A 17,810-nucleotide genomic window follows, 5' to 3' on the forward strand; every position below is an offset into this window, starting at 1 on the left:
GGCCCGCCACAAGCTGGCAGAGCTCGAAAGCGCCACGCCCCTGCCTGCTGGTGAAACACGCCCGACGCCGGTGACGCTGGCGCCTCAGCCCCATCCGGTGGTGGAGGAGTTGGAGGCGGTGCGCCCGGACGAGCTCACCCCCCGCCAGGCGCTGGATCTGCTCTATCGCCTCAAGCAGATGCTCTGATCGGCCGCTGAGCACAGGAAATAGCAATGAAAAAGGGGAACCTCGCGGTTCCCCTTCTGTTTTCCTCGATTTGCCACTACGTGGTCAGGCCGGGCCTATGCGATCCGGCAGACTCAGAGTGGCCGAGCCAGGCTGACGCTTGAGCGTCTGCCGGTACGCGAACGGGTGCTGACTCTCCTGCTTTGCAGGCCCCAGTGGAAGACAGCGAGACACTGGCGTTCTGGGTCATCTGTGTGGTCATACCTTCGGTGATACAGAGGCTGCCCTGCAGGTGGTTCATGGGCGCAGCGACGCTCCAAAAGCCCATGCCAGCGCTAAACAACATGGAAAACCGGGCAACATAGCTGGACTCCGGTACCTGAGCGTCGTCACCCAGCCGTATGCTGCCGAAACGGCTAAAGCGAGCAACAGGAACAGGATGACGACCGTGAGCGCCGTCATGGCCATGGTCGGGTTGAGGCCTTTCAATCGCCCTTTGGTTGCGCTCGTCGGGATAGAGGTGGACCAGCACATAGGCATAACGTCATTCGCTCACCAACTCCTTCAGGTTGAAAGTACCAATCTCGCGGCAAGAGAGGGGAAGCTCACCATCATGGTGGGGCAGCTTGAGGAGGTGGGTCTGCGTCACAGGGGGCTGATAATGTACAAAAACTGCGGTATCAGGCAGATAGCAAGGCACTCATCCCCCCGTAGACCGGCAACCAGAGACTTGATATCCAGATTGTTATTGATCATCTTGCGCCTCAAATATCGGGTTAAAATCCGGGAAACGGCGGACAACCCAACACAAAAATCATTAGACCAAAAACAATATTGACCCGATGAGGAATTAGGCGGAAAATTTTGCGCCTCTCAACAGCCCCCCAATGACTCAGGTCCCATGGAAAAACATGATGAAGTGCTGGTCGCACTGCGCCAGATTATTCGTGCCATCGATATGCACTCCAAGCGCTTGATCAAGGAAGCCGGGCTGACATCGCCACAGCTCTTGCTACTCAAGGGGATCAACGAACTGGGGCAAATCTCCATGCGCCAACTGGCGGATCACACCAACATGAGCCAGGCTACCGCGACCACCATTATGGACCGTCTCGAGAACCGCCAGTTGGTGCAACGAATTCGCAGTGAAACCGACAAGCGCAAGGTTCACGCGACACTCACTGACGCAGGCCGCGCACTGCTGGCCCAGGCGCCCACCCCGCTGCAAGAGAGCTTTATCCAGCGTTTCCAAGCGCTGGAAACCTGGGAGCAAGGGCTGTTGCTCTCCTCCCTGCAGCGTATCTCGGCCATGATGAATGCCGATGGCATTGATGCCGCCCCCGTGCTGAGCGTCAGACCGCTCACCGAAGAACGGGCATGAAAAGGGAACAGGCAGAAAAAAAGCTCCCGACGGGAGCTTTTTTTCTATGGGGATTTTGTCTACCTATCCCGTAGCGGTATCACTCCTCCAGGCTGATGCCTATGTTGGAAACACCGTCCTGGGCCGCAAATACCCTGATTGCCAGGATGCGGTCGCTGTCACGCTCGTGGGCTACCCGCTTGAGCAGCTCGACCTGAAACTCCAGCTCGGCCTCGATGTACTCGTGCTCGTAGAGTTCCTCTTCGGTCATGTCGCGCTCTTCCAGCATCTCGATGAAACCGGCCACAGTTCCCACTGAGGCATGGCTGGCGTCTTCGGCTTCTTCGCCGACCCGGCAGATCACCGAGTTGTAGGCACAACCCAGCGCCACGCAGGCATCCAGCGCCGGATAAGCACCGTAGGATTCAAACTTGCTGGGCTCCGGAATGTAGACTTCAAACGCTTCCAGGATAGCCCCCAGATTGACGCGGGATCCCTTTACCGTCAGGTAGTTCCACATCTGATCCAGCGCGTTGCGAAACGCCTTCGCATCACCGAAGCCGGATGCTTGGGTAAACAGCGCATAGTTGGGGTACATGCGCTCTGCCAGCGCCAGGGTGTAGACGGTCTGTTGCCAAGGCTGTAGCTCGGCCAGTCGCTTATAAAACTTGTCACCAAACACTGGAGTCGGATCCTTTGCAAAATGTGGGGCAGATTGTAGCCCACGAGGGGCCGCACGAAAACGAAAAAGCGGCCCGGTCGACTAGCTTGTCCGATCAACTCGGGTAAGATGAAGACAAAGCGGCCTCTCTCCCGCGCCGTAAATCTGATAAGGAACAAGAGTATGAGTCAACGTACCCTTCTTTTACTCAGCCAGGACAACGCGCACTACGAGCGCCTGCTCAAGGCCGCCCATCTCCCCCATTTACGCATTCTGAGAGCCGACAACCAGAGCGATGCCGAGAAACTGATCGGGGAGGCCCACATACTGATGGCCGAGCCTGCGCGGGCCAAGCCGCTGCTGGCCAGGGCCAACAAGCTGAGCTGGTTCCAGTCAACCTATGCCGGGGTCGACGTGCTGCTGGATGCCAGCAGCCGACGCGATTATCAACTCACCAACGTGCGCGGTATCTTCGGCCCGCTAATGAGTGAGTATGTGTTCGGCCACCTGCTCAGCCTGATGCGTCAGCTGCCGCTCTACCGGGAGCAGCAGAAACAGCGGCTGTGGCAAAGCCACCCGTACCAGGGGCTCAAGGGGCGTACCCTGCTGATCCTGGGGACCGGCAGCATAGGCCAGCACCTGGCCCACACCGGTAAGCACTTTGGCATGAAGGTGCTCGGCGTCAGCCGCAGCGGCCGTGAGCGGGCCGGTTTCGATCAGGTGTATCAGTTGCCGGCGCTGAACAAGATGCTGGCCCAGGCCGACGTCATCGTCAGTGTCCTGCCCGCCACCCGCGAGACCCATCATCTGTTCACTGCATCCCGTTTAGAGCATTGCAAGCCGGGCGCCATCCTGTTCAACGTCGGTCGCGGCAATGCCATCAACGAAGGCGATCTGCTGACCGCCCTGCGCACCGGCAAGCTGGGTATGGCGGTGCTGGACGTGTTCGAGCAGGAACCCCTGCCCGCCGACAGTCCGCTCTGGGGACAGCCTAACCTCATCATCACCCCGCACAACAGCGCCTACAGCTTCCCCGATGATGTGGCCCAGATCTTCGTGCGCAACTACATCCGCTTTATCGACGGTCAACCGCTGGACGGCAAGATAGACTTCGACAAAGGTTACTGATCCCGCCCATGACACCAATGAAAAGGCCCCGCCAATGTGGCAGGGCCTTTTTCTATTCGGCTGGAAACCGGCGTCAGCCTGCCTCCATCTCCTTGCGATAGCTCTTCACCTTGGCAAGGAACTGACGTTTGGCCTTGCCGGAGAGCGGCTCCGCCATCGGCAACTTGACCTTCATGGGATCGACCGGGCGGTTGTTGATCCGCACCTCATAGTGCAAGTGGGCACCGGTGGAACGGCCTGTGTTGCCGGAGAGCCCAATCTTGTCACCCATCTTCACCTTCTGACCGGTTTTCACCAGCAGCTTGCTCAAATGCAGATAACGGGTCATCAGGGTACGGCCGTGCTTGATCACCACATAGGTGCCGGCCAGCGGGTGGCTGGTCGCCTTGATCACGACGCCGTCACCCGTCGCCATCACGGGCGTGCCCACCGGCAGGGCAAAGTCAGTACCCTCGTGAGGACGAACCTGACCTGTAATCGGGTGGCGACGACTCGGGTTGAAGCTGGAGCTGACCCGATAACGGCTATGGGTCGGATAGCGGCGGAAGCCGCGCTCCAGGCTGTTACCCTGACCGTCATAGTAGTTGCCATCTTCCGACAACCAAGCCGAGATGCCCTGCCCTTGATTGAACACTTCGACCCCCAGCAACTGGGTGTTGCCCGTGCTCTTGCCCTCGACCGTCTCCTGACGGACCAGCACTTTGAACTTGTCGCCCTTTTTCAGATCCTTGGCGAAATTCAACCGCCACTGGAACAGGTTAGCAATCTTCTGGATGTGGTTGGCCGGGATCCCCGCATTGCGGGCACTGACATAGAAACTGCCGTTGATGACGCCTTCATAACTCTTCTGCTGCCACTGCACCTCTTCATTGAGCATGTTGGCGCTGTAGGTGTCATCAGTGCGTTCCAGGATCAGGGTCTGCTTGATGTTCAGACGAATCTTCATCTGTTGCAGTATGTTGTCCTGATCGATCAGCAACTCGATAGTCTGACCGGGTTTGAGGCGGGCCAGATTGTTTTTGCTATCCGCATCCAGCACCTTGTAGAGAGTGGTGGTCGAAAGCCCCAGGCTGTTGAAGATGGTGGTCAGGTTTTCACCGTTGCGCACCCTGTAGTCCTGCCACTGGGGAGTGGCGTCGGTCGGGATGTCATCTTCCGGGAGCGCGGCTTCCACCAGCTCATGATCCGGGATGTCGTTAAAATCCGTATTGTCTTCGTTGGTTGCCGTACCGTTAGTGGCAATGGGCAACTCCAAACGCAATGGCCGCTCCAGGATGTCACCTGGCGCTGGCAATATGGCTACCGCTGACAGCGTCATCGCTGTGAGCAGTAACATGGCGTAAAAATGCTTGCGGGGAACCGGGGGTTCCCAATTGGCAGCCTGTGCTACCAAGGGACGGAGACGTTTCATCCGCTATCCTGTCATTAGATCCAAGGGTGTTAGTCGTCAGTCTGTTTACTACAAAACTGTATAAAACTGACTGTTTGACCTAAATACTCACAATTAGTTCATAGCAATCTGCATGAACCTCACATTTTATGCATAACATTCCCCTATGGGCAGAAATGATCGTCTTTTTTAACCATTTTTTCCTATTTTTAAGAACCGGGTCCGATTGTGCTTGGCCCAAGGTTTCATGATGTTGTGATAACTTTTCCATGGAGTGGATATGTCGTTAGCAAAACTGTTAAACCGAATCATCCTGATCCTGTTCGTTATCGGTGCCGCCCTGCTGTTCATGCTGGAAATCACCACGGTACGCCAATCCATCCTCGACCAGATGTCGGCCAACCTGGAAACGGCCATCACGGCCCTCGGCCTGGTACTGCAAGGCACCCTGCTCAACGATGACAAGGTGCTTGCCGAAACCATAGTCAACGCCATGTTCGACGGCGGCTTCGTCAGCTCGGTCACCCTGCTGGACCCTGACGGTCAACTACTGTTCCAGAAGGTCTTTCACACAACGCTGCAGAATGTGCCGAGCTGGCTCCCTTCTGTTATCGACATGCCGCCGGTCAAAATTGAGCAGGAGTTGACCGATGGCTGGCGCATGCTGGGCACCCTCACCCTGGAAGGGCACACGGGCTACGCCTATCAGCACCTGTGGAATGCCATCAGCCGCACTGGCCTTGCCCTGCTCGCCGGCCTACTGGTGTTCACCTTGGTGATCTCCTGGGTATGCGGCCGCCTACTGCGCCCCCTCGAGCTCATCAACCAGCAACTGGTCAGGATCCGCAAACGCCAGTTCAGCGGCAATCTGGATTCTCCCTGGCTGCAGGATCTCAAGGAGCTGGTCATCTCGGTCAACCAGCTGGTCTCGGAGCGCAAGCGGGATCTGCTGCAACAGCGGCTCAAGATCACCCAGCTCGGCAAGCAACAGGCGCCGACAATCGCTCAACCCCTGCAAGATGTGACGGAAGGGGAAGACGGCATGCAACAACAGCATTTTTTCTCCACCCAGGGCAGCATCCGTCTCTACAGCCGCCTCATTCCCACCCTTACTCCCTCGCCGGAGAGCTCCCCGGATCAGATCCTGCACCTGCTCGACCTCTGGTTGCACCATCCGGTGGAAGGGCTGCAACTGCCCCTCAGCCTGCTCAATCATGCTGACTGGGCGCAATTCGTCCCGCTGCTGGCCAAGGGCAGAGGCAAGACCCTCGACTGGCGCTGGGATCTGGCAAGCTTCCCACCCCTCGGGGAAGCACGGCTCGCCACCTTGCAGGAGCAGGGCATCGAGATGGCGTTCAGCGCCATCCCCATGACCAACGACACCTTCAATCAGCTCGACCCCATCAACCCCGTCTTCATCAGCTGCCAGCCAACCCAGGCTCCCCTTTACTGGAATCTGGTGGCTCAATGCCTGCACAGTGCGGGCTACACTCTGCTGGCAGAAGCCAGCGAGATCCAGGATATCGACACCCTGCGCAGCTGGGGCATAGACGGTTACGCCAGCAAGGAGATCTCATGAACAAACTCGGGTTGTTACTCGCCCTGCTGTGGCCGCTGCCGCTGCTGGCCAGCCCCCTGCTCATCGCCACCGGCGGTGAGCAGGGGATTTATCATCAGGTCGCCAAAGAGTTCTGCCGGCTGGCCAACAAGAGTGACCCCGAGCTGCGATGCAAGCTGCAGGTCACCTCAGGTACCATCGAGAATCTGCACCAACTACAGTCAGGGCAGATACCCTATGCCCTGGTGCAATCGGACTGGCTCTATCAGGCCAGCCGAGGCCTCGGGCCCTATGCCAGCCAGCCGCAACCCGAACTGAGAGCCATGTTCGCTACCCACGCCGAGCCTTTCACCATAGTGGTGCGGGCGGATGGCGACATCACCACGCTGACACAGCTCAAGCTGGCGCCCATCGACATAGGGCTGAAAAGCTCGGGCACTCGCCAGACGGCCCTGGCCCTGTTCAACCTGTTGGGAGCAAAAGAGCAGGATCTCGATCTGAAGAGCGTAGGCAATCTGGCGGAGGCGCTCTGCAGCAAGCAGATAGATGCCTACGGTCTGGTAATGGGACACCCGAACCGGATCGTACTCGATACCACCAAGCGCTGTGCCATCCGCTTTCTGCCGATCGAGGGAGAGACTCGGGATCAACTGCTCAAGGGGGTCAAGTACTACCAGCGCAGCCAAGTGCCTGCCCGCATCTATCCCGGCAACCTGAAGGCGACCCCCACCTTCGCCATCGCGGCCACTCTGGTGACCAATGCCGCCACGCCTGAGGCGGAGGTCTACCGACTGACCAGGGCCATGTTGTCCCAGCAGACCAGCTTCAACGAGCAGACCTATGGTTACGCCAACCTGTTTCACAAGGCCCGTAACAAAACAGGCCCGGTGCTGAGCATCGAACAGCATCCGGGCGCGGCAAAATATTTCGAAGAGTTGAAAGCGGCGGGAAAACTATAACTGGCGACGGGGGGAGCGCAGTTGCTCGCTGGAGAAACGGGTCTTCATCGATGTCCACTGCGCCAACCTGTCGGCACTGCCCGCCAATGTGCCTTCACGGCGCGACTTCATGATCCAGATGCTCTTTGCATCGAAGCTGTAGACGGGGATGAGATCAGTTCGCTGACTGCCGGGCAGGATCCGGCTGTTGATGTTGTCGAGCACCAGCGGATCGGATTTGGGCGTTGGAAAATAAAGCGTAACCATATGAAACTGGTTGTACTTCACCGCCTTGACATAAGCCAGCCGCAGCTTTTTCTCTTCAACCCCCAGCTCCATCAGGGTGTAGTACTTGGAGATGCTGTAATCTTCGCAGTCCCCCCCGCGAGCCCCAATAAACTCCAATGGATTGGCCCAATAATCCTCATCACCCCACAATCTGGGATCATCGCTGTAGGTCAGGTTATTGAAGTAGTTGTTCACCAGCTCGATCTTCTGCTGATCCGTGGTACCGGCACGGGGCGTGAGCAGGCGGGAAAACGCCTCGGCACGCTGGATCGCCCTGCCGCCATAAACCTCCTGCAATTTGGCCCTCAACTCGGGGCTGGCAATGTATTCGGAGAGACGGGACGCTTGCACGCTGGCACAGAGCAGCGCCAGCGTGCAGGTGGGAATGAGCAGCCATTTCATATTTAACACTCCATGTCAGATGCTGGAGGTCAGTATAGTTGGCGCAGGCCACCCTATCAGGTGAACCAAAGAGAGCTCAGCGGCACTGGGCGAAGGCGTCAGCCAACTGTTGCATGAACTGCGGATAGCCATCAGCACCAATCGGGACCCGCTCACCCACCTCATCCAGCAGCAATACCTTGGCGCCGGTATTGCGGGCCACCGACTCAATCACGGCAGGGGAGAATTGCGGCTCGGCGTAGATGCAGCTTGCCTGTTTCTCCTGCAGCGCCTTGCGGATCTCTACCAGCGTCTTGGCGCCGGGACGGCGTTCCGGGTTTACGGTAAAGTGCCCCTTGGAGCTCATTCCGTAGTGACGTTCCCAGTAGCCATAAGCCTCGTGGAACACGAAGTAGCCCTTCTGGTTCACCGCCTTCATCTGTTCAGAGATGAGCTTGTCCTTGGCCGCCACCTTGGCCTTGAAGGTCAGCAGGTTGGCGCGATAACGTTCGGCATTGGCGGGATCCTGGGCACTTAGCGTTTCACTCAGCGCACTGGCGATAACCAGTGCCTGGGTCGGCCCCAGCCAGATATGCGGATCCACCCCTTCGTGATGATGCCCCTCGTGTCCATCATGATCATGACCCTCATCGGCATGCTCTTCGTGCCCTTCCTGCTTGGCGTAGTCGAACAGCGGCATCCCCTCAACCCGGGTAAGCGTCAGTACATGGGGATGCTTGGCCAGCGGTTTGGCCATGAAGCCTTCCAGCTCGGGACCGACCCATACCACCAGATCGGCACCCTGGATGCTGCGAATATCGGAGGGGCGCAGGGAGAAGTCGTGGGGAGAGGCGCCGGTCGGCAACAGTACTCTGGGCTCACTCACGCCATCGGTGATCGCGGCTGCGATAAAGCCGAGAGGCTTGATGGTGGTCAGTACCTCGAGGGCACGGACAGGCAGGCTCACTGCCAGCAAGGCAGTGATAAGTGTAAGAATTCGCATAGAGATCTCGTCAGGAAGTGAGTGTGTGATAATATAACAAACCAACGTTGTTGTTATATTATAACTCTCACAGGCTGTAAACCCCGGAGCTGTCATGACCCAACTGGTGGAGCTGAAAGAGGTCTGTCTTTCGTTCGACGGACGATCCGTGCTCGACAAGGTCTCCTTTACCCTGAATAAAGGCAAAATCACTACCCTGGTCGGCCCTAACGGGGCGGGCAAGAGCACCCTGAGCAAGCTGGTACTGGGCCTGCTCACTCCGGATACCGGCGAGATCCGGCGCCGTCGCGATCTGCGGGTTGGCTATGTACCGCAACGCCTCTATCTGGATCCCACTTTGCCGCTGACGGTGCGCCGCTTCCTGCAACTGGGCAAGAATGGCCGTCTATCCATCGAGGAAGCGCTCAATCGGGTCGGCGCCCAGGGGTTGCTGGATAACCGGATGCAAAAGCTCTCTGGCGGCGAGATGCAGCGAGTGCTGCTGGCACGTGCCCTGCTGGTCAAGCCAGAGCTGCTGGTGCTGGATGAGCCGGTGCAGGGGGTGGATATCAACGGCCAGATCGAGCTCTATGCCCTTATCAGCACGCTGGCGGCCGAGTTCAACTGCGCCGTACTGATGGTCTCCCACGACTTGCACCTGGTGATGGCCAGCACCCACGAAGTGATCTGCCTCAATCGCCACGTCTGCTGTCACGGCGAGCCGGAAAGCGTGGCACGCCATCCCGAATTTGCCCGCCTGTTCGGGCGCCCTGAACAGGAAGTGCTGGCAGTCTACACCCACCATCATCACTGCGACGGCGAACACCATCATCACAATGAGCAGGCCCCCGTCATCCGCCTGCCGTCTCGCAATCAATAAGCGCAGCTAAGGACATTCAAGTGGACAGCTTTCTGTTATATGCCCTCACGGCCGGCCTCGGTATCGCCCTGCTGGCCGGGCCCCTTGGCAGCTTCGTGGTGTGGCGCAAGATGGCCTATTTTGGCGATACCCTCTCCCATGCCTGCCTGTTCGGCATAGCACTCGGCATACTGCTGCAGGTGAATCTGACCCTGGCGGTGGTGGTCTGCTGCCTCGCCATGGCCATGCTGCTGGTGATCATGAGTCGCAACCAGCAGGTGGCGACCGATACCCTGCTCGGCATCCTGGCCCACAGCGCCCTGTCGCTTGGCCTGGTCACCTTGAGTTTTATGGATAACGTGCGGGTGGATCTGATGGCCTACCTGTTCGGTGACCTGCTCTCGGTACAACCGGTGGATCTGCTCTGGATCTACGGCGGTGGCGCCCTGGTGCTGCTCACCCTGTGGCGCCTGTGGGATCCCCTGCTCTCCATGACCATCTCGGAAGAGCTGGCACGGGTGGAAGGGATCCGGGTCGATGTGCTGCGCTGTGTGCTGATGCTGCTGATCGGGCTAGTGATCGCCGTGGCAATGAAGTTTGTCGGGGCGCTGATCATCACCTCGCTGCTGATCATTCCCGCCGCCACCGCCCGCCGCTTCAGCCAGACGCCGGAGCAAATGGCGGGCTTTGCCGCACTGATCGGCTGCCTGGCAGTGCTGGGCGGCCTCAGCCTCTCATGGTATCAAGACACGCCGGCGGGCCCTTCCGTGGTGGTCTGCGCCACCGGCCTGTTTATCCTGAGCCAGTTCAAGAAAGCCTGATAAGCCAAGCGGCTATAGCGCCATGCTCTGGCGCGCCTCCATCATCAGCCATTGGCGCAATCGGCTGATGGCGGGCTCATGGGCCCGGGATCGCTTGCAGGTAAAATAGAAGGCATCCCCCGTCTCCAGCTGGTGAACCGGCAAGGCCACCAGCTGAGGATCATCGGGCCGCAGCATGTAGTCGTTCACGAATGCCACCCCCTGATCCCAGGCTGCCGCCTCCATCGCCAGCAGCACATGGCTGAAGTGGTGCATCCGTGCCTCATCCGGGATGACCAGACCGCCAGCCTTGGCCCAGCGCTGCCAATCCTCTCCCCGCGCCTTGTAGATGGACTGCACCGACAGAAGCGGCAGCTGCCAGATGGCCTGTGGCCACTCCCCCTCCAGCTGTTGCAACAGGCGTCGGCTGCAGACCGGGAACAGCCGCTCCTGATAGATGAGATCGTGGCAATAACCGCGGCCATGGGGCGACACCGTGATGAAACAGTCCGCCACCCGATCGGAGAGCTCGGGATCTTCCGCCACCATCTCCAGGCTCAGATCCAGCTCGGGGTAGAGCTGACGCAGACCCGCCAGACGCGGGATCAGCCACTTCACCGCGAACGAGCTGTAGACCGCGAGTCGCAGCCGCATCTCGCCACCGCCGCGCAGCTGTTCGCTGCTCTGAGCGATCTGGCCCAGCCCAGCGGCTATGCCTTCAAAGTAAACCTCCCCCTGGGCGGTCAATGACAACAGCCGCCCCTGACGCAACAGCAGCCGTTCCCCCAGAAAATCCTCCAGCAGACGGATCTGGTGGCTGACCGCACTCTGGCTGACGTTCAGCTCGAGGGCCGCGCGAGAAAAGCTGAGCAGGCGGGCAACCGCTTCGAAATATTGAACAGCGCGCAGGGGAGGCAGCTTCATTATCCAAAATTCTCATAGATGGTGATTTTTTATCATTTTACTGGATAACTGACCCCACGCTACCCTGCCCTCATATAACGTCGGAGGTGGTATGAATGCAGTCGGGATCGGCATCCTCTATCTGGTGCTGGGCAACATGGTGGCGGTCTTTTCCGATGCACTGGTCAAGGTACTGGAGCCGAGCCAGCCCGTGTTCCAGTTTGTCTTCTTTCGCCAGCTCTCAGCCGCCATTCTGCTGATGCCCTGGCTGCTCTGGTCATGGCGTCGCAATCCTCCGGTAGCCATCAAGTGGCACCTGCTACGGGCCCACATCTGGGCGGTCGGCGTCTGCCTGATGGTGGTCGCCCTCACCCGCTTGCCGCTCGCCACCGCCAACGCCCTCTTCTATGCGGCCCCCCTGATGATGGTGCCACTGGCGGTATGGATGGCGGGGGAAGCGATCTCACGCCAGAAGGTGCTGACCGCGCTCATCGGTTTTATCGGGGTCTTGATCGTACTTCGACCAACCGAGGTGAACTGGGCCGCGCTGGCCGCGCTCGGGGTCGCGCTCTCCATGGCACTCAACAACTTGCTGATCAAGCGGATCCCGCTCAAGCAGCCCATCGCCCAGACCCTGTTCTTCACCAACGTGCTGAGCATGCCCTTCATACTGGCGCTGGCACTGTGGGAAGGGGGCGACTGGCAGTGGCAGATGTGGTGGCCCGCCTTCGGCTCATCGGCGCTGATCATGGTCTATGCCGGCTTGTGCGTGGTGGCCTATCGCAAGGCAGAGGCAAGCAAGATCGCCTCGGCGGAATACACTGGCCTCTTGATGGCGGTCGCCATCGGGGTCTGGATGTTTGACGAGCAACCGGGTCTGCCGCTGCTGCTGGGGTGCCTGTGCATCATCATCCCGCTGGTTGCCATGGCGCGCAACAAACCAAAACCGCTGACGGAACCTGCGGTCTGACACAGAGGCCAATACTAGGGTCGCACCAGCAAGGGGGCGACCCTTTGTTGCAGATGAGGGATCACCTCCTGCTCGAACCAGAGGTTCTTCTTGAGCCAGAAGGTATTGCGGGGAGACGGGTGCGGCAACGGCAGCCAGCCGGGGCCATAGTCAGCCCAGCTGCGCACCGTCTCGGTGAGCGACCCCTTGGCTGCCCCCCGCAGGTAGTAGGCTTGCGCATACTGGCCGATGAGCAGGGTCAGCTCAATATTGGGCAGCAGCATCAACACCTTGTCGTGCCAGGTGGGCGCGCACTCGGGTCTGGGTGGCAGATCGCCGGATTTTCCCCTGCCGGGGTAGCAGAGCCCCATCGGCATGATGGCGATGCGGGACTCGTCGTAGAAAGTGGCCTTATCCACGCCGAGCCAGTGACGCAGCCTATCGCCAGAGGGGTCATCCCAGGGGATGCCGCTGGCATGAACGCGGGTACCTGGCGCCTGGCCGATGATCAGCAAGCGGGCGCTCTCGGCGCCACGGATCACCGGGCGTGGCCCCAGTGGCAAATGAGCCTCGCATAACCGGCAGGCCCGGATCTGTTCAAACAACGTATCGAGTCGGTTCATGCCCCGATAGTAACAGGATTTCCCCCTCTATCCTGCTTGTGAAAGTCTCAGAGGATACTTATCATGCGACCACAAATGTTTAATTTAATAAACGGAGAGAGATGAAGAACTGGATGGGCACCGGCAGCGCGGCCCTCTCATTCGTGCTGTGGGGCATGCTGCCCCTCTATTACCAGTTCATGCCAGAGGTCAACATGTGGGAGTTGCTCTCCCACCGGGTCCTCTGGTCGGCGGTACTGCTGGGAACCCTCTTTTCCCTGATCGGCTACCGGGTGCCCTGGGCACGCCTGCGCAGTGAACCCCGTCAGCTTTGCCTCATACTGCTGGCGGGCCCGGTCATGTCCATCAGCTGGTGCATGTTTACCTGGTGCCTGACCACGGGTCAGGTGCTGGCCACCAGCCTCGCCTTCTTCATGACTCCGCTGTTCAATATCGTGTTCGCAGTCCTCTTCCTCAAGGAGCGGCTCACCCCGCAAAAACATCTGGCGGTCGCCCTGGCACTAGCGGGGCTGGCCTACATGCTGTTCTCCTACGGCCAGCTGCCCTGGTTCTCCCTCATCATGGGGGCCAACTTCGCCTTTTATGGCCTGCTCAAGAAGAAGGTGCACTATGATGCTGGCGTCAGCCTCTACCTCGAAGCCCTGGTCCAGCTGCCGGTTGCTCTGCTGATCATCGGCTGGCTTGCCCTGAACGGCATGAGCCAGTTTATGTCCGGTGACTGGGCCGAACGGCTGCTGCTGATGGGCAGCGCCCCCGCCACCCTGCTGCCGGTGGGCCTGTTCTGCTACGCCGTGGCACGCACCCGCATGAGCACTGTGGGGCTGCTGCAATATATCGAGCCCAGCCTCGCCTTCCTGCTCGCCATCTTCTGGTTTGGCGAAACGGCGGATCCGGTGAAATCGGTGGGATTTGCCTTCGTCTGGGCGGGTCTGCTGGTGAGCCTGCTACCACTGCACAGGCTCAGGCGCGGTGCCGGCAACCCTGCTCAGGGTCTGCCACGATAGGATTCCAGGATGGCGTGCCACGCGGGATCCAGGTCCATCTGCCCGGCGATGTCGTTCAGCCGGGCATGGAGATCGGCACGGGATTTGGGAACCAGAATATGGCGGGTATAGCTGGATTGGGGAAAGGGCGAGATGAACAGCTTGCCCTCATAAGCGTCATTGATGAAGAAAGACAGCGCCGAGCCCGGCACCAGGGTCACATCAATGCGGCCCCGTATCAGCAGGCTGAAATTGGTTTTGACCTTCTTGGCATCGTGGCGTACCAGCTCGCCCCGGGCCACAGCATCATCGATGCCTTGATAGCGATAGCCCTCTATGCCACCGAAGATCAGCCCCTTGAGTGAATCCGGGCCGCGATAGGTGACGGGTCTGGCCGCGCTGGAGATGAGCTCGTTGGTGTCGCGCATGACAGGGAAGGTCCACAGATAACGTTCGTGCTGGGGATCCCCCACCCAGACAGGATTGACCCAGGCCACCAGACCGTCGAAGCCAGGATCCGACATCTCCAGCGCCAATCTGGCCCGATTCACCAGCCAGAGTTCAAGCCTGGGTTCTCCGCCGAGCCTTTCATTGAGATACTTGACCAGATCCCGGCTCAGCCCCGTCTTCTCCCCTGTCATGAAAGGGGGATGCTGATGGTAATCATAGAGACGGATCGTCTCACCCAGAGCCGGGACCGACAACAGGCACCACAACCACAACCAGACTCGCATCGCACCTCCTTGGACTGCTCTTGAGTTTGGCACAGACAGATCGAATGAGAAACGCAGCGATGGACACAAAACCGACCAGCTCACCCCTACCCGGCCAATGGTCCCTCTATCTGGTGCGCACCGCAGCCGGCCTGCTCTATACGGGTATCAGCACGGATCCGATCAGGCGGTTGCGCCAGCACCAGAGCGGCAAGGGATCCCGCACCCTGCGCGGCAAGGGGCCACTCACGCTGGTCTGGCAGCAGAGTGTGGGCGACAAGGGGGCGGCACTGCGACTCGAATACCGCCTCAAACAGCAGAGCAAGGCCTTCAAGGAGCGCCTGGTACGAGAACCGGATGGCTGGGCCGACTGGAGTCAGCCTTGGCTGGCAGCGATTGACCCGGCAATGAAGAGGCCACAAAAAAGGCCACTGCGAGCAGTGGCCAAGGAAGGATCCGATAGCAGGGAGGCTTAACGGTAGGTATTGGGTTGCTTGCGCCGATTGCTGATGAGCCAGCACACCACCAGCAGCACCAGCAACCAGGGCGCCAGCTTGATGATCAGAGCGAACATGCCGGCCAGCGCGCCAAACAGCACGAAGAGACCGCTCACCAGCAGCATGGCCAGCACGGTAAACCCCGCCAGCGCCATGGCCACCAACACCAGCATCAAGACAATAAATTCCAGCATGTTCTGCTCCTCGCAGGCTTCTCTTGCCGGCTGAATGACCCCAGGGTCAATCCAGCCAGCGCTTCAATTCACGATGAGGTGGCATGATCAGCACCGCCAGCAGATAGGCGGCCAGGGTCAGTGGCGGCATCAGGATCAGGGCAATCAGCGCCACTATCCGTACCGTCACCCTCGAGAGCCCCAGCCGGTTGGCAATACCGGCGCAAACCCCGGTCAACTTGCGATGAGCAAGGTCCTTCGGCCAGGGCGTCATGCTTATGCCCCCACCTTCTGACCCTTCAGCCGGGCCAGTTCGCGCTCAATCTCGTCGTTCAATTCCAGCTCGCGGAACTGGGCCTCCAACGAAGGATTCTGCCCCAGGGTCGCCGCTTCCAGCTGAGCTTCCAGCTGATCGACCCGGCCCTGAAAACCGTCGAAACGCGCCATCAGCTCATGCATGCGCTGGTTATCGACCTGGGCACGGGCCCGGATCCGGCTATGGGCGGTCTGTTCGCGCAGGGTCAGCATCTTCTGCTTCTCGCGGGCTTCGGTCAGCTTGGCGGCCAGCCGCTCGCTGTCGGCGGTGAGCTGGGCAAGCACCTCGGCCATCCGGACCTTGTCCTGTTCCAGCTGGTCACATTTTTTAGCCTCGGCCAGTTTTTCAGTGAGGGCGGCACGGGCCAGATCCTCACGTCCCTTCTGGATGGCGAGCTCGGCCTTGGCCGACCACTCCAGAACCTGGTGTTGCAGCGCATGCTGGTGGCGTTCCAGCTGCTTCTGCTCGGCGATGACGCGGGCGGCCTGGGTTCTCATCTCGACCTGCACCTGCTCCATCTCTTCGATCATCAGCCGCAGCATCTTCTCCGGCTCTTCGCTCTTGTCGAGCAAGCTGTGCAGGTTGGCATTGATCACGTCGGTCAGGCGGCTAAATACGCTCATGGTCTGGCTCCTTGTTCATGGGGATGGCTATCTCTTCCCATAGCATTACAAGAGCCGTGCCAAGAAAATTTATTGTTTATTTACAACTAGATGAGGATTTAGCGGCAAGATGCAAGCAGGGATTTCTGGTGAAATTTGCCAACAAAGTGGTGATTTTAACCAACAAAAAAGGGAGCCAGCGGCTCCCTCTATGTCGTCTTCCGTTCAGAGTCAGGCGGCTTGATGGCGACCCAGCTTGCTGTCCAGTTCGACCAGCTTGGCTTCCATCTGTGCACGGCAGTTGTCAGACAACTCGCGAATACCGGCGGCGCCATGCTCCTTGCTGCACACGGGCGGCAACATTTCCAGCAGCACTTCACCATTGTCCCAGCGGTTCAGGTCGATCTGGCCAAAGTAGCTGGAGCAAACGATGGGCACCACGGGCACCTCGGCCTGCACGGCGGTGTGGAAGGCGCCAGCCTTGAACGGCAGCAGGCCACGCCCCTTGGAGCGAGTACCCTCCGGGAACATCCAGATGGAGGTGCCATGATTCTTGATGCGATCCACCACCTGGCCTATGGTGCCGATGGCACGGGAGCGGTTGGAGCGATCGATCAGCACGTTGCCTGAGAGCCAGAAGAGTTGGCCGAAGAAGGGCAGCCACAGCAGACTCTTCTTGCCGACCGCCACCACGCCGGGCATGACAGCACCTGTCACGGTGAAGATGTCGAAATTGCTCTGGTGATTGCAGACGTAAACCGCCGGGCCGAGCGACTTTACCTCGTCCGGTATGGTTACCTTGACCTTGAGCCCGAGCAGCGGGCAGATCGCATGGTACATGCGGGCGAAAACAAAGACGTTGTTGGGATGACGCGGACGCACCAGACAGAGCAACAGACCAAACACGAACCAGAAAACGAGCAGCAGGGTAAGCAGCAGCACACGGGCAAGTTTGAGCATCGAACACCTCGGATTTTAACTTGGCGCAGTATACTGGTCCCCCTTTTAGCGAACAAGCGTTCGCCAAACAGAACCGCCCACCACGATGTGCACAGATGGTCGCATCGAATTCTGCTGACTTGCTCCGGGCATGGTTGATCGATAGGATATGCACCATTCAACAGGGTAGGGCTAGCATGATTTTGCGACAACGCGTGGCGACAAGACTCCTGCTGCTGGTCTGCATTCTGGTGCTCAACTGTGCGGCCCAGCCGCTGGCCCGGCTGGCTCAACTCGATCAAGCCCTCAGTTGCCAGGTTCAACTCCTCCCCTCTTCCGGTGTCGATGCCGACGATGCGCAGCCAGCGACGCCTCAGCCAAGCAGTTGCCAGCTCAATGGCAAGTGGCTCAGTGCCGCCAGCCTGCTCTGCGTCGAACAGATCTTCTTTGCCATCGCCTTCGTGATTGCCCTGCTGGCGCCGTTGTCGCGGCGCTCGCCTGCCTTGCCCCCCCCTCGCAACATATCTCCGCCTGAACGGCGACTACATCTTACTTTCTGTGTCTGGCGAGAATGAGTTAGCGGCGGTTATCTACCCCTGAC

The 17,810-nt window shown here is 59.3% G+C and carries 22 protein-coding genes and 2 pseudogenes; 11 read left to right on the forward strand and 13 right to left on the reverse strand.

What is annotated here, in order from left to right; all coding sequences use genetic code 11:
* Positions 1–187 (forward strand): hypothetical protein (locus BN1129_RS23745; RefSeq protein WP_042035253.1); only part of this gene is annotated, 187 nt, incomplete at its 5' end.
* 185 nt (positions 188–372) lie between these two features.
* Here the strand turns inward: BN1129_RS23745 and BN1129_RS22325 are convergent.
* Positions 373–700, reverse strand: a pseudogene (locus BN1129_RS22325) (BCCT family transporter); the annotation flags it as partial.
* Positions 701–713: 13 nt separating this feature from the next.
* A pseudogene (locus BN1129_RS24475) lies at positions 714–919 on the reverse strand (hypothetical protein); the annotation flags it as partial.
* Between the two features lie 148 nt (positions 920–1,067).
* On the opposite strand from BN1129_RS24475, the gene BN1129_RS06385 reads away from it, so the two are divergent.
* The gene (locus BN1129_RS06385) at positions 1,068–1,547 is read left to right on the forward strand and encodes a MarR family winged helix-turn-helix transcriptional regulator (protein WP_042035257.1); all 480 of its coding nucleotides are present in this window, start codon (positions 1,068–1,070) and stop codon (positions 1,545–1,547) included.
* Between the two features lie 79 nt (positions 1,548–1,626).
* On the opposite strand, the gene BN1129_RS06390 is transcribed toward BN1129_RS06385, so the two are convergent.
* A complete protein-coding gene (locus tag BN1129_RS06390; RefSeq protein ID WP_042035259.1) occupies positions 1,627–2,208 on the reverse strand; it encodes a YjaG family protein in 582 nt (193 codons plus the stop codon).
* 162 nt (positions 2,209–2,370) lie between these two features.
* Between BN1129_RS06390 and BN1129_RS06395 the strand changes: the two genes are divergently transcribed.
* The gene (locus BN1129_RS06395; protein ID WP_042035261.1) at positions 2,371–3,315 is read left to right on the forward strand and encodes a D-2-hydroxyacid dehydrogenase; all 945 of its coding nucleotides are present in this window, start codon (positions 2,371–2,373) and stop codon (positions 3,313–3,315) included.
* Positions 3,316–3,388: 73 nt separating this feature from the next.
* On the opposite strand, the gene mepM is transcribed toward BN1129_RS06395, so the two are convergent.
* Positions 3,389–4,726, reverse strand: a complete 1,338-nt coding sequence (gene mepM / locus BN1129_RS06400) for a murein DD-endopeptidase MepM (RefSeq protein WP_042035262.1) — start codon at positions 4,724–4,726, stop codon at positions 3,389–3,391.
* A 259-nt stretch (positions 4,727–4,985) separates the two neighbouring features.
* On the opposite strand from mepM, the gene BN1129_RS06405 reads away from it, so the two are divergent.
* Together BN1129_RS06405 and BN1129_RS06410 are read left to right on the forward strand one after the other, a co-directional pair.
* Positions 4,986–6,284 carry a LapD/MoxY N-terminal periplasmic domain-containing protein gene (locus BN1129_RS06405; protein WP_042035263.1) on the forward strand — a complete coding sequence of 433 codons (1,299 nt, stop codon included), beginning with the start codon at positions 4,986–4,988 and terminating at the stop codon, positions 6,282–6,284.
* Positions 6,281–7,222 (forward strand): TAXI family TRAP transporter solute-binding subunit, encoded by a 942-nt coding sequence (locus BN1129_RS06410; protein WP_042035265.1) that lies wholly within the window; start codon positions 6,281–6,283, stop codon positions 7,220–7,222. Before BN1129_RS06405 ends, BN1129_RS06410 begins: the two co-directional genes overlap by 4 nt.
* On the opposite strand, the gene BN1129_RS06415 is transcribed toward BN1129_RS06410, so the two are convergent.
* Together BN1129_RS06415 and znuA are read right to left on the reverse strand one after the other, a co-directional pair.
* Positions 7,217–7,891, reverse strand: coding sequence for a transglutaminase-like cysteine peptidase (locus tag BN1129_RS06415; protein ID WP_042035266.1), 675 nt, complete (start codon positions 7,889–7,891; stop codon positions 7,217–7,219). The genes BN1129_RS06410 and BN1129_RS06415 overlap by 6 nt on opposite strands.
* Before the next feature lie 76 nt (positions 7,892–7,967).
* The gene (gene znuA, locus BN1129_RS06420; RefSeq protein WP_042035268.1) at positions 7,968–8,873 is read right to left on the reverse strand and encodes a zinc ABC transporter substrate-binding protein ZnuA; all 906 of its coding nucleotides are present in this window, start codon (positions 8,871–8,873) and stop codon (positions 7,968–7,970) included.
* A 94-nt stretch (positions 8,874–8,967) separates the two neighbouring features.
* Between znuA and znuC the strand changes: the two genes are divergently transcribed.
* Both znuC and znuB read left to right on the forward strand, forming a co-directional pair.
* Complete coding sequence (gene znuC, locus BN1129_RS06425; RefSeq protein ID WP_042035270.1) at positions 8,968–9,732, forward strand: zinc ABC transporter ATP-binding protein ZnuC; 765 nt, start codon at positions 8,968–8,970, stop codon at positions 9,730–9,732.
* Between the two features lie 20 nt (positions 9,733–9,752).
* A complete protein-coding gene (znuB, locus tag BN1129_RS06430) occupies positions 9,753–10,532 on the forward strand; it encodes a zinc ABC transporter permease subunit ZnuB (protein ID WP_042035272.1) in 780 nt (259 codons plus the stop codon).
* 12 nt (positions 10,533–10,544) lie between these two features.
* Here the strand turns inward: znuB and BN1129_RS06435 are convergent, their stop codons facing one another.
* Positions 10,545–11,435: a LysR substrate-binding domain-containing protein gene (locus BN1129_RS06435; RefSeq protein WP_042035274.1), complete on the reverse strand. Its 891-nt coding sequence runs from the start codon at positions 11,433–11,435 to the stop codon at positions 10,545–10,547.
* A 91-nt stretch (positions 11,436–11,526) separates the two neighbouring features.
* Between BN1129_RS06435 and BN1129_RS06440 the strand changes: the two genes are divergently transcribed.
* Positions 11,527–12,384, forward strand: a complete 858-nt coding sequence (locus BN1129_RS06440; protein WP_042035277.1) for a DMT family transporter — start codon at positions 11,527–11,529, stop codon at positions 12,382–12,384.
* A 14-nt stretch (positions 12,385–12,398) separates the two neighbouring features.
* Here the strand turns inward: BN1129_RS06440 and BN1129_RS06445 are convergent, their stop codons facing one another.
* A complete protein-coding gene (locus tag BN1129_RS06445; protein ID WP_042035280.1) occupies positions 12,399–12,986 on the reverse strand; it encodes a uracil-DNA glycosylase family protein in 588 nt (195 codons plus the stop codon).
* A 101-nt stretch (positions 12,987–13,087) separates the two neighbouring features.
* Between BN1129_RS06445 and rarD the strand changes: the two genes are divergently transcribed.
* Positions 13,088–13,990 (forward strand): EamA family transporter RarD, encoded by a 903-nt coding sequence (rarD, locus tag BN1129_RS06450; protein WP_042035282.1) that lies wholly within the window; start codon positions 13,088–13,090, stop codon positions 13,988–13,990.
* Here the strand turns inward: rarD and BN1129_RS06455 are convergent.
* Positions 13,972–14,703: a substrate-binding periplasmic protein gene (locus tag BN1129_RS06455; protein ID WP_042035284.1), complete on the reverse strand. Its 732-nt coding sequence runs from the start codon at positions 14,701–14,703 to the stop codon at positions 13,972–13,974. The genes rarD and BN1129_RS06455 overlap by 19 nt on opposite strands.
* A 44-nt stretch (positions 14,704–14,747) precedes the next feature.
* Here BN1129_RS06455 and BN1129_RS06460 point away from each other — a divergent pair, with 44 nt between their 5' ends.
* A complete protein-coding gene (locus BN1129_RS06460) occupies positions 14,748–15,158 on the forward strand; it encodes a GIY-YIG nuclease family protein (RefSeq protein WP_042035285.1) in 411 nt (136 codons plus the stop codon).
* On the opposite strand, the gene pspG is transcribed toward BN1129_RS06460, so the two are convergent.
* From pspG to BN1129_RS06480, 4 genes are all read right to left on the reverse strand, one after another.
* Positions 15,155–15,373 (reverse strand): envelope stress response protein PspG, encoded by a 219-nt coding sequence (gene pspG, locus BN1129_RS06465; protein ID WP_042035286.1) that lies wholly within the window; start codon positions 15,371–15,373, stop codon positions 15,155–15,157. The genes BN1129_RS06460 and pspG overlap by 4 nt on opposite strands.
* A gap of 46 nt (positions 15,374–15,419) precedes the next feature.
* Positions 15,420–15,626 (reverse strand): PspC domain-containing protein, encoded by a 207-nt coding sequence (locus tag BN1129_RS06470; protein ID WP_042035287.1) that lies wholly within the window; start codon positions 15,624–15,626, stop codon positions 15,420–15,422.
* A gap of 2 nt (positions 15,627–15,628) precedes the next feature.
* The gene (pspA, locus tag BN1129_RS06475) at positions 15,629–16,291 is read right to left on the reverse strand and encodes a phage shock protein PspA (protein ID WP_042035289.1); all 663 of its coding nucleotides are present in this window, start codon (positions 16,289–16,291) and stop codon (positions 15,629–15,631) included.
* 210 nt (positions 16,292–16,501) lie between these two features.
* Positions 16,502–17,230, reverse strand: a complete 729-nt coding sequence (locus BN1129_RS06480) for a 1-acylglycerol-3-phosphate O-acyltransferase (RefSeq protein ID WP_042035290.1) — start codon at positions 17,228–17,230, stop codon at positions 16,502–16,504.
* A gap of 176 nt (positions 17,231–17,406) precedes the next feature.
* On the opposite strand from BN1129_RS06480, the gene BN1129_RS06485 reads away from it, so the two are divergent.
* A complete protein-coding gene (locus BN1129_RS06485; protein ID WP_042035292.1) occupies positions 17,407–17,784 on the forward strand; it encodes a hypothetical protein in 378 nt (125 codons plus the stop codon).
* Positions 17,785–17,810 lie beyond the last annotated feature (26 nt).

The sequence above is a fragment of the Aeromonas popoffii genome, assembly GCF_000820025.1.
Lineage (GTDB): Bacteria > Pseudomonadota > Gammaproteobacteria > Enterobacterales > Aeromonadaceae > Aeromonas > Aeromonas popoffii.

Bases quoted from the DNA above. Each gene is read 5' to 3' on its own strand.
- BN1129_RS06385 (WP_042035257.1), top strand. From the start codon at position 1,068: ATGGAAAAACATGATGAAGTGCTGGTCGCACTGCGCCAGATTATTCGT.
- BN1129_RS06395 (WP_042035261.1), top strand. From the start codon at position 2,371: ATGAGTCAACGTACCCTTCTTTTACTCAGCCAGGACAACGCGCACTAC.
- mepM (WP_042035262.1), bottom strand. From the start codon at position 4,726: ATGAAACGTCTCCGTCCCTTGGTAGCACAGGCTGCCAATTGGGAACCC.
- BN1129_RS06405 (WP_042035263.1), top strand. From the start codon at position 4,986: ATGTCGTTAGCAAAACTGTTAAACCGAATCATCCTGATCCTGTTCGTT.
- BN1129_RS06410 (WP_042035265.1), top strand. From the start codon at position 6,281: ATGAACAAACTCGGGTTGTTACTCGCCCTGCTGTGGCCGCTGCCGCTG.
- BN1129_RS06415 (WP_042035266.1), bottom strand. From the start codon at position 7,891: ATGAAATGGCTGCTCATTCCCACCTGCACGCTGGCGCTGCTCTGTGCC.
- znuA (WP_042035268.1), bottom strand. From the start codon at position 8,873: ATGCGAATTCTTACACTTATCACTGCCTTGCTGGCAGTGAGCCTGCCT.
- znuC (WP_042035270.1), top strand. From the start codon at position 8,968: ATGACCCAACTGGTGGAGCTGAAAGAGGTCTGTCTTTCGTTCGACGGA.
- BN1129_RS06435 (WP_042035274.1), bottom strand. From the start codon at position 11,435: ATGAAGCTGCCTCCCCTGCGCGCTGTTCAATATTTCGAAGCGGTTGCC.
- BN1129_RS06440 (WP_042035277.1), top strand. From the start codon at position 11,527: ATGAATGCAGTCGGGATCGGCATCCTCTATCTGGTGCTGGGCAACATG.
- BN1129_RS06445 (WP_042035280.1), bottom strand. From the start codon at position 12,986: ATGAACCGACTCGATACGTTGTTTGAACAGATCCGGGCCTGCCGGTTA.
- rarD (WP_042035282.1), top strand. From the start codon at position 13,088: ATGAAGAACTGGATGGGCACCGGCAGCGCGGCCCTCTCATTCGTGCTG.
- BN1129_RS06455 (WP_042035284.1), bottom strand. From the start codon at position 14,703: ATGCGAGTCTGGTTGTGGTTGTGGTGCCTGTTGTCGGTCCCGGCTCTG.
- BN1129_RS06460 (WP_042035285.1), top strand. From the start codon at position 14,748: ATGAGAAACGCAGCGATGGACACAAAACCGACCAGCTCACCCCTACCC.
- pspG (WP_042035286.1), bottom strand. From the start codon at position 15,373: ATGCTGGAATTTATTGTCTTGATGCTGGTGTTGGTGGCCATGGCGCTG.
- BN1129_RS06470 (WP_042035287.1), bottom strand. From the start codon at position 15,626: ATGACGCCCTGGCCGAAGGACCTTGCTCATCGCAAGTTGACCGGGGTT.
- pspA (WP_042035289.1), bottom strand. From the start codon at position 16,291: ATGAGCGTATTTAGCCGCCTGACCGACGTGATCAATGCCAACCTGCAC.
- BN1129_RS06480 (WP_042035290.1), bottom strand. From the start codon at position 17,230: ATGCTCAAACTTGCCCGTGTGCTGCTGCTTACCCTGCTGCTCGTTTTC.
- BN1129_RS06485 (WP_042035292.1), top strand. From the start codon at position 17,407: ATGATTTTGCGACAACGCGTGGCGACAAGACTCCTGCTGCTGGTCTGC.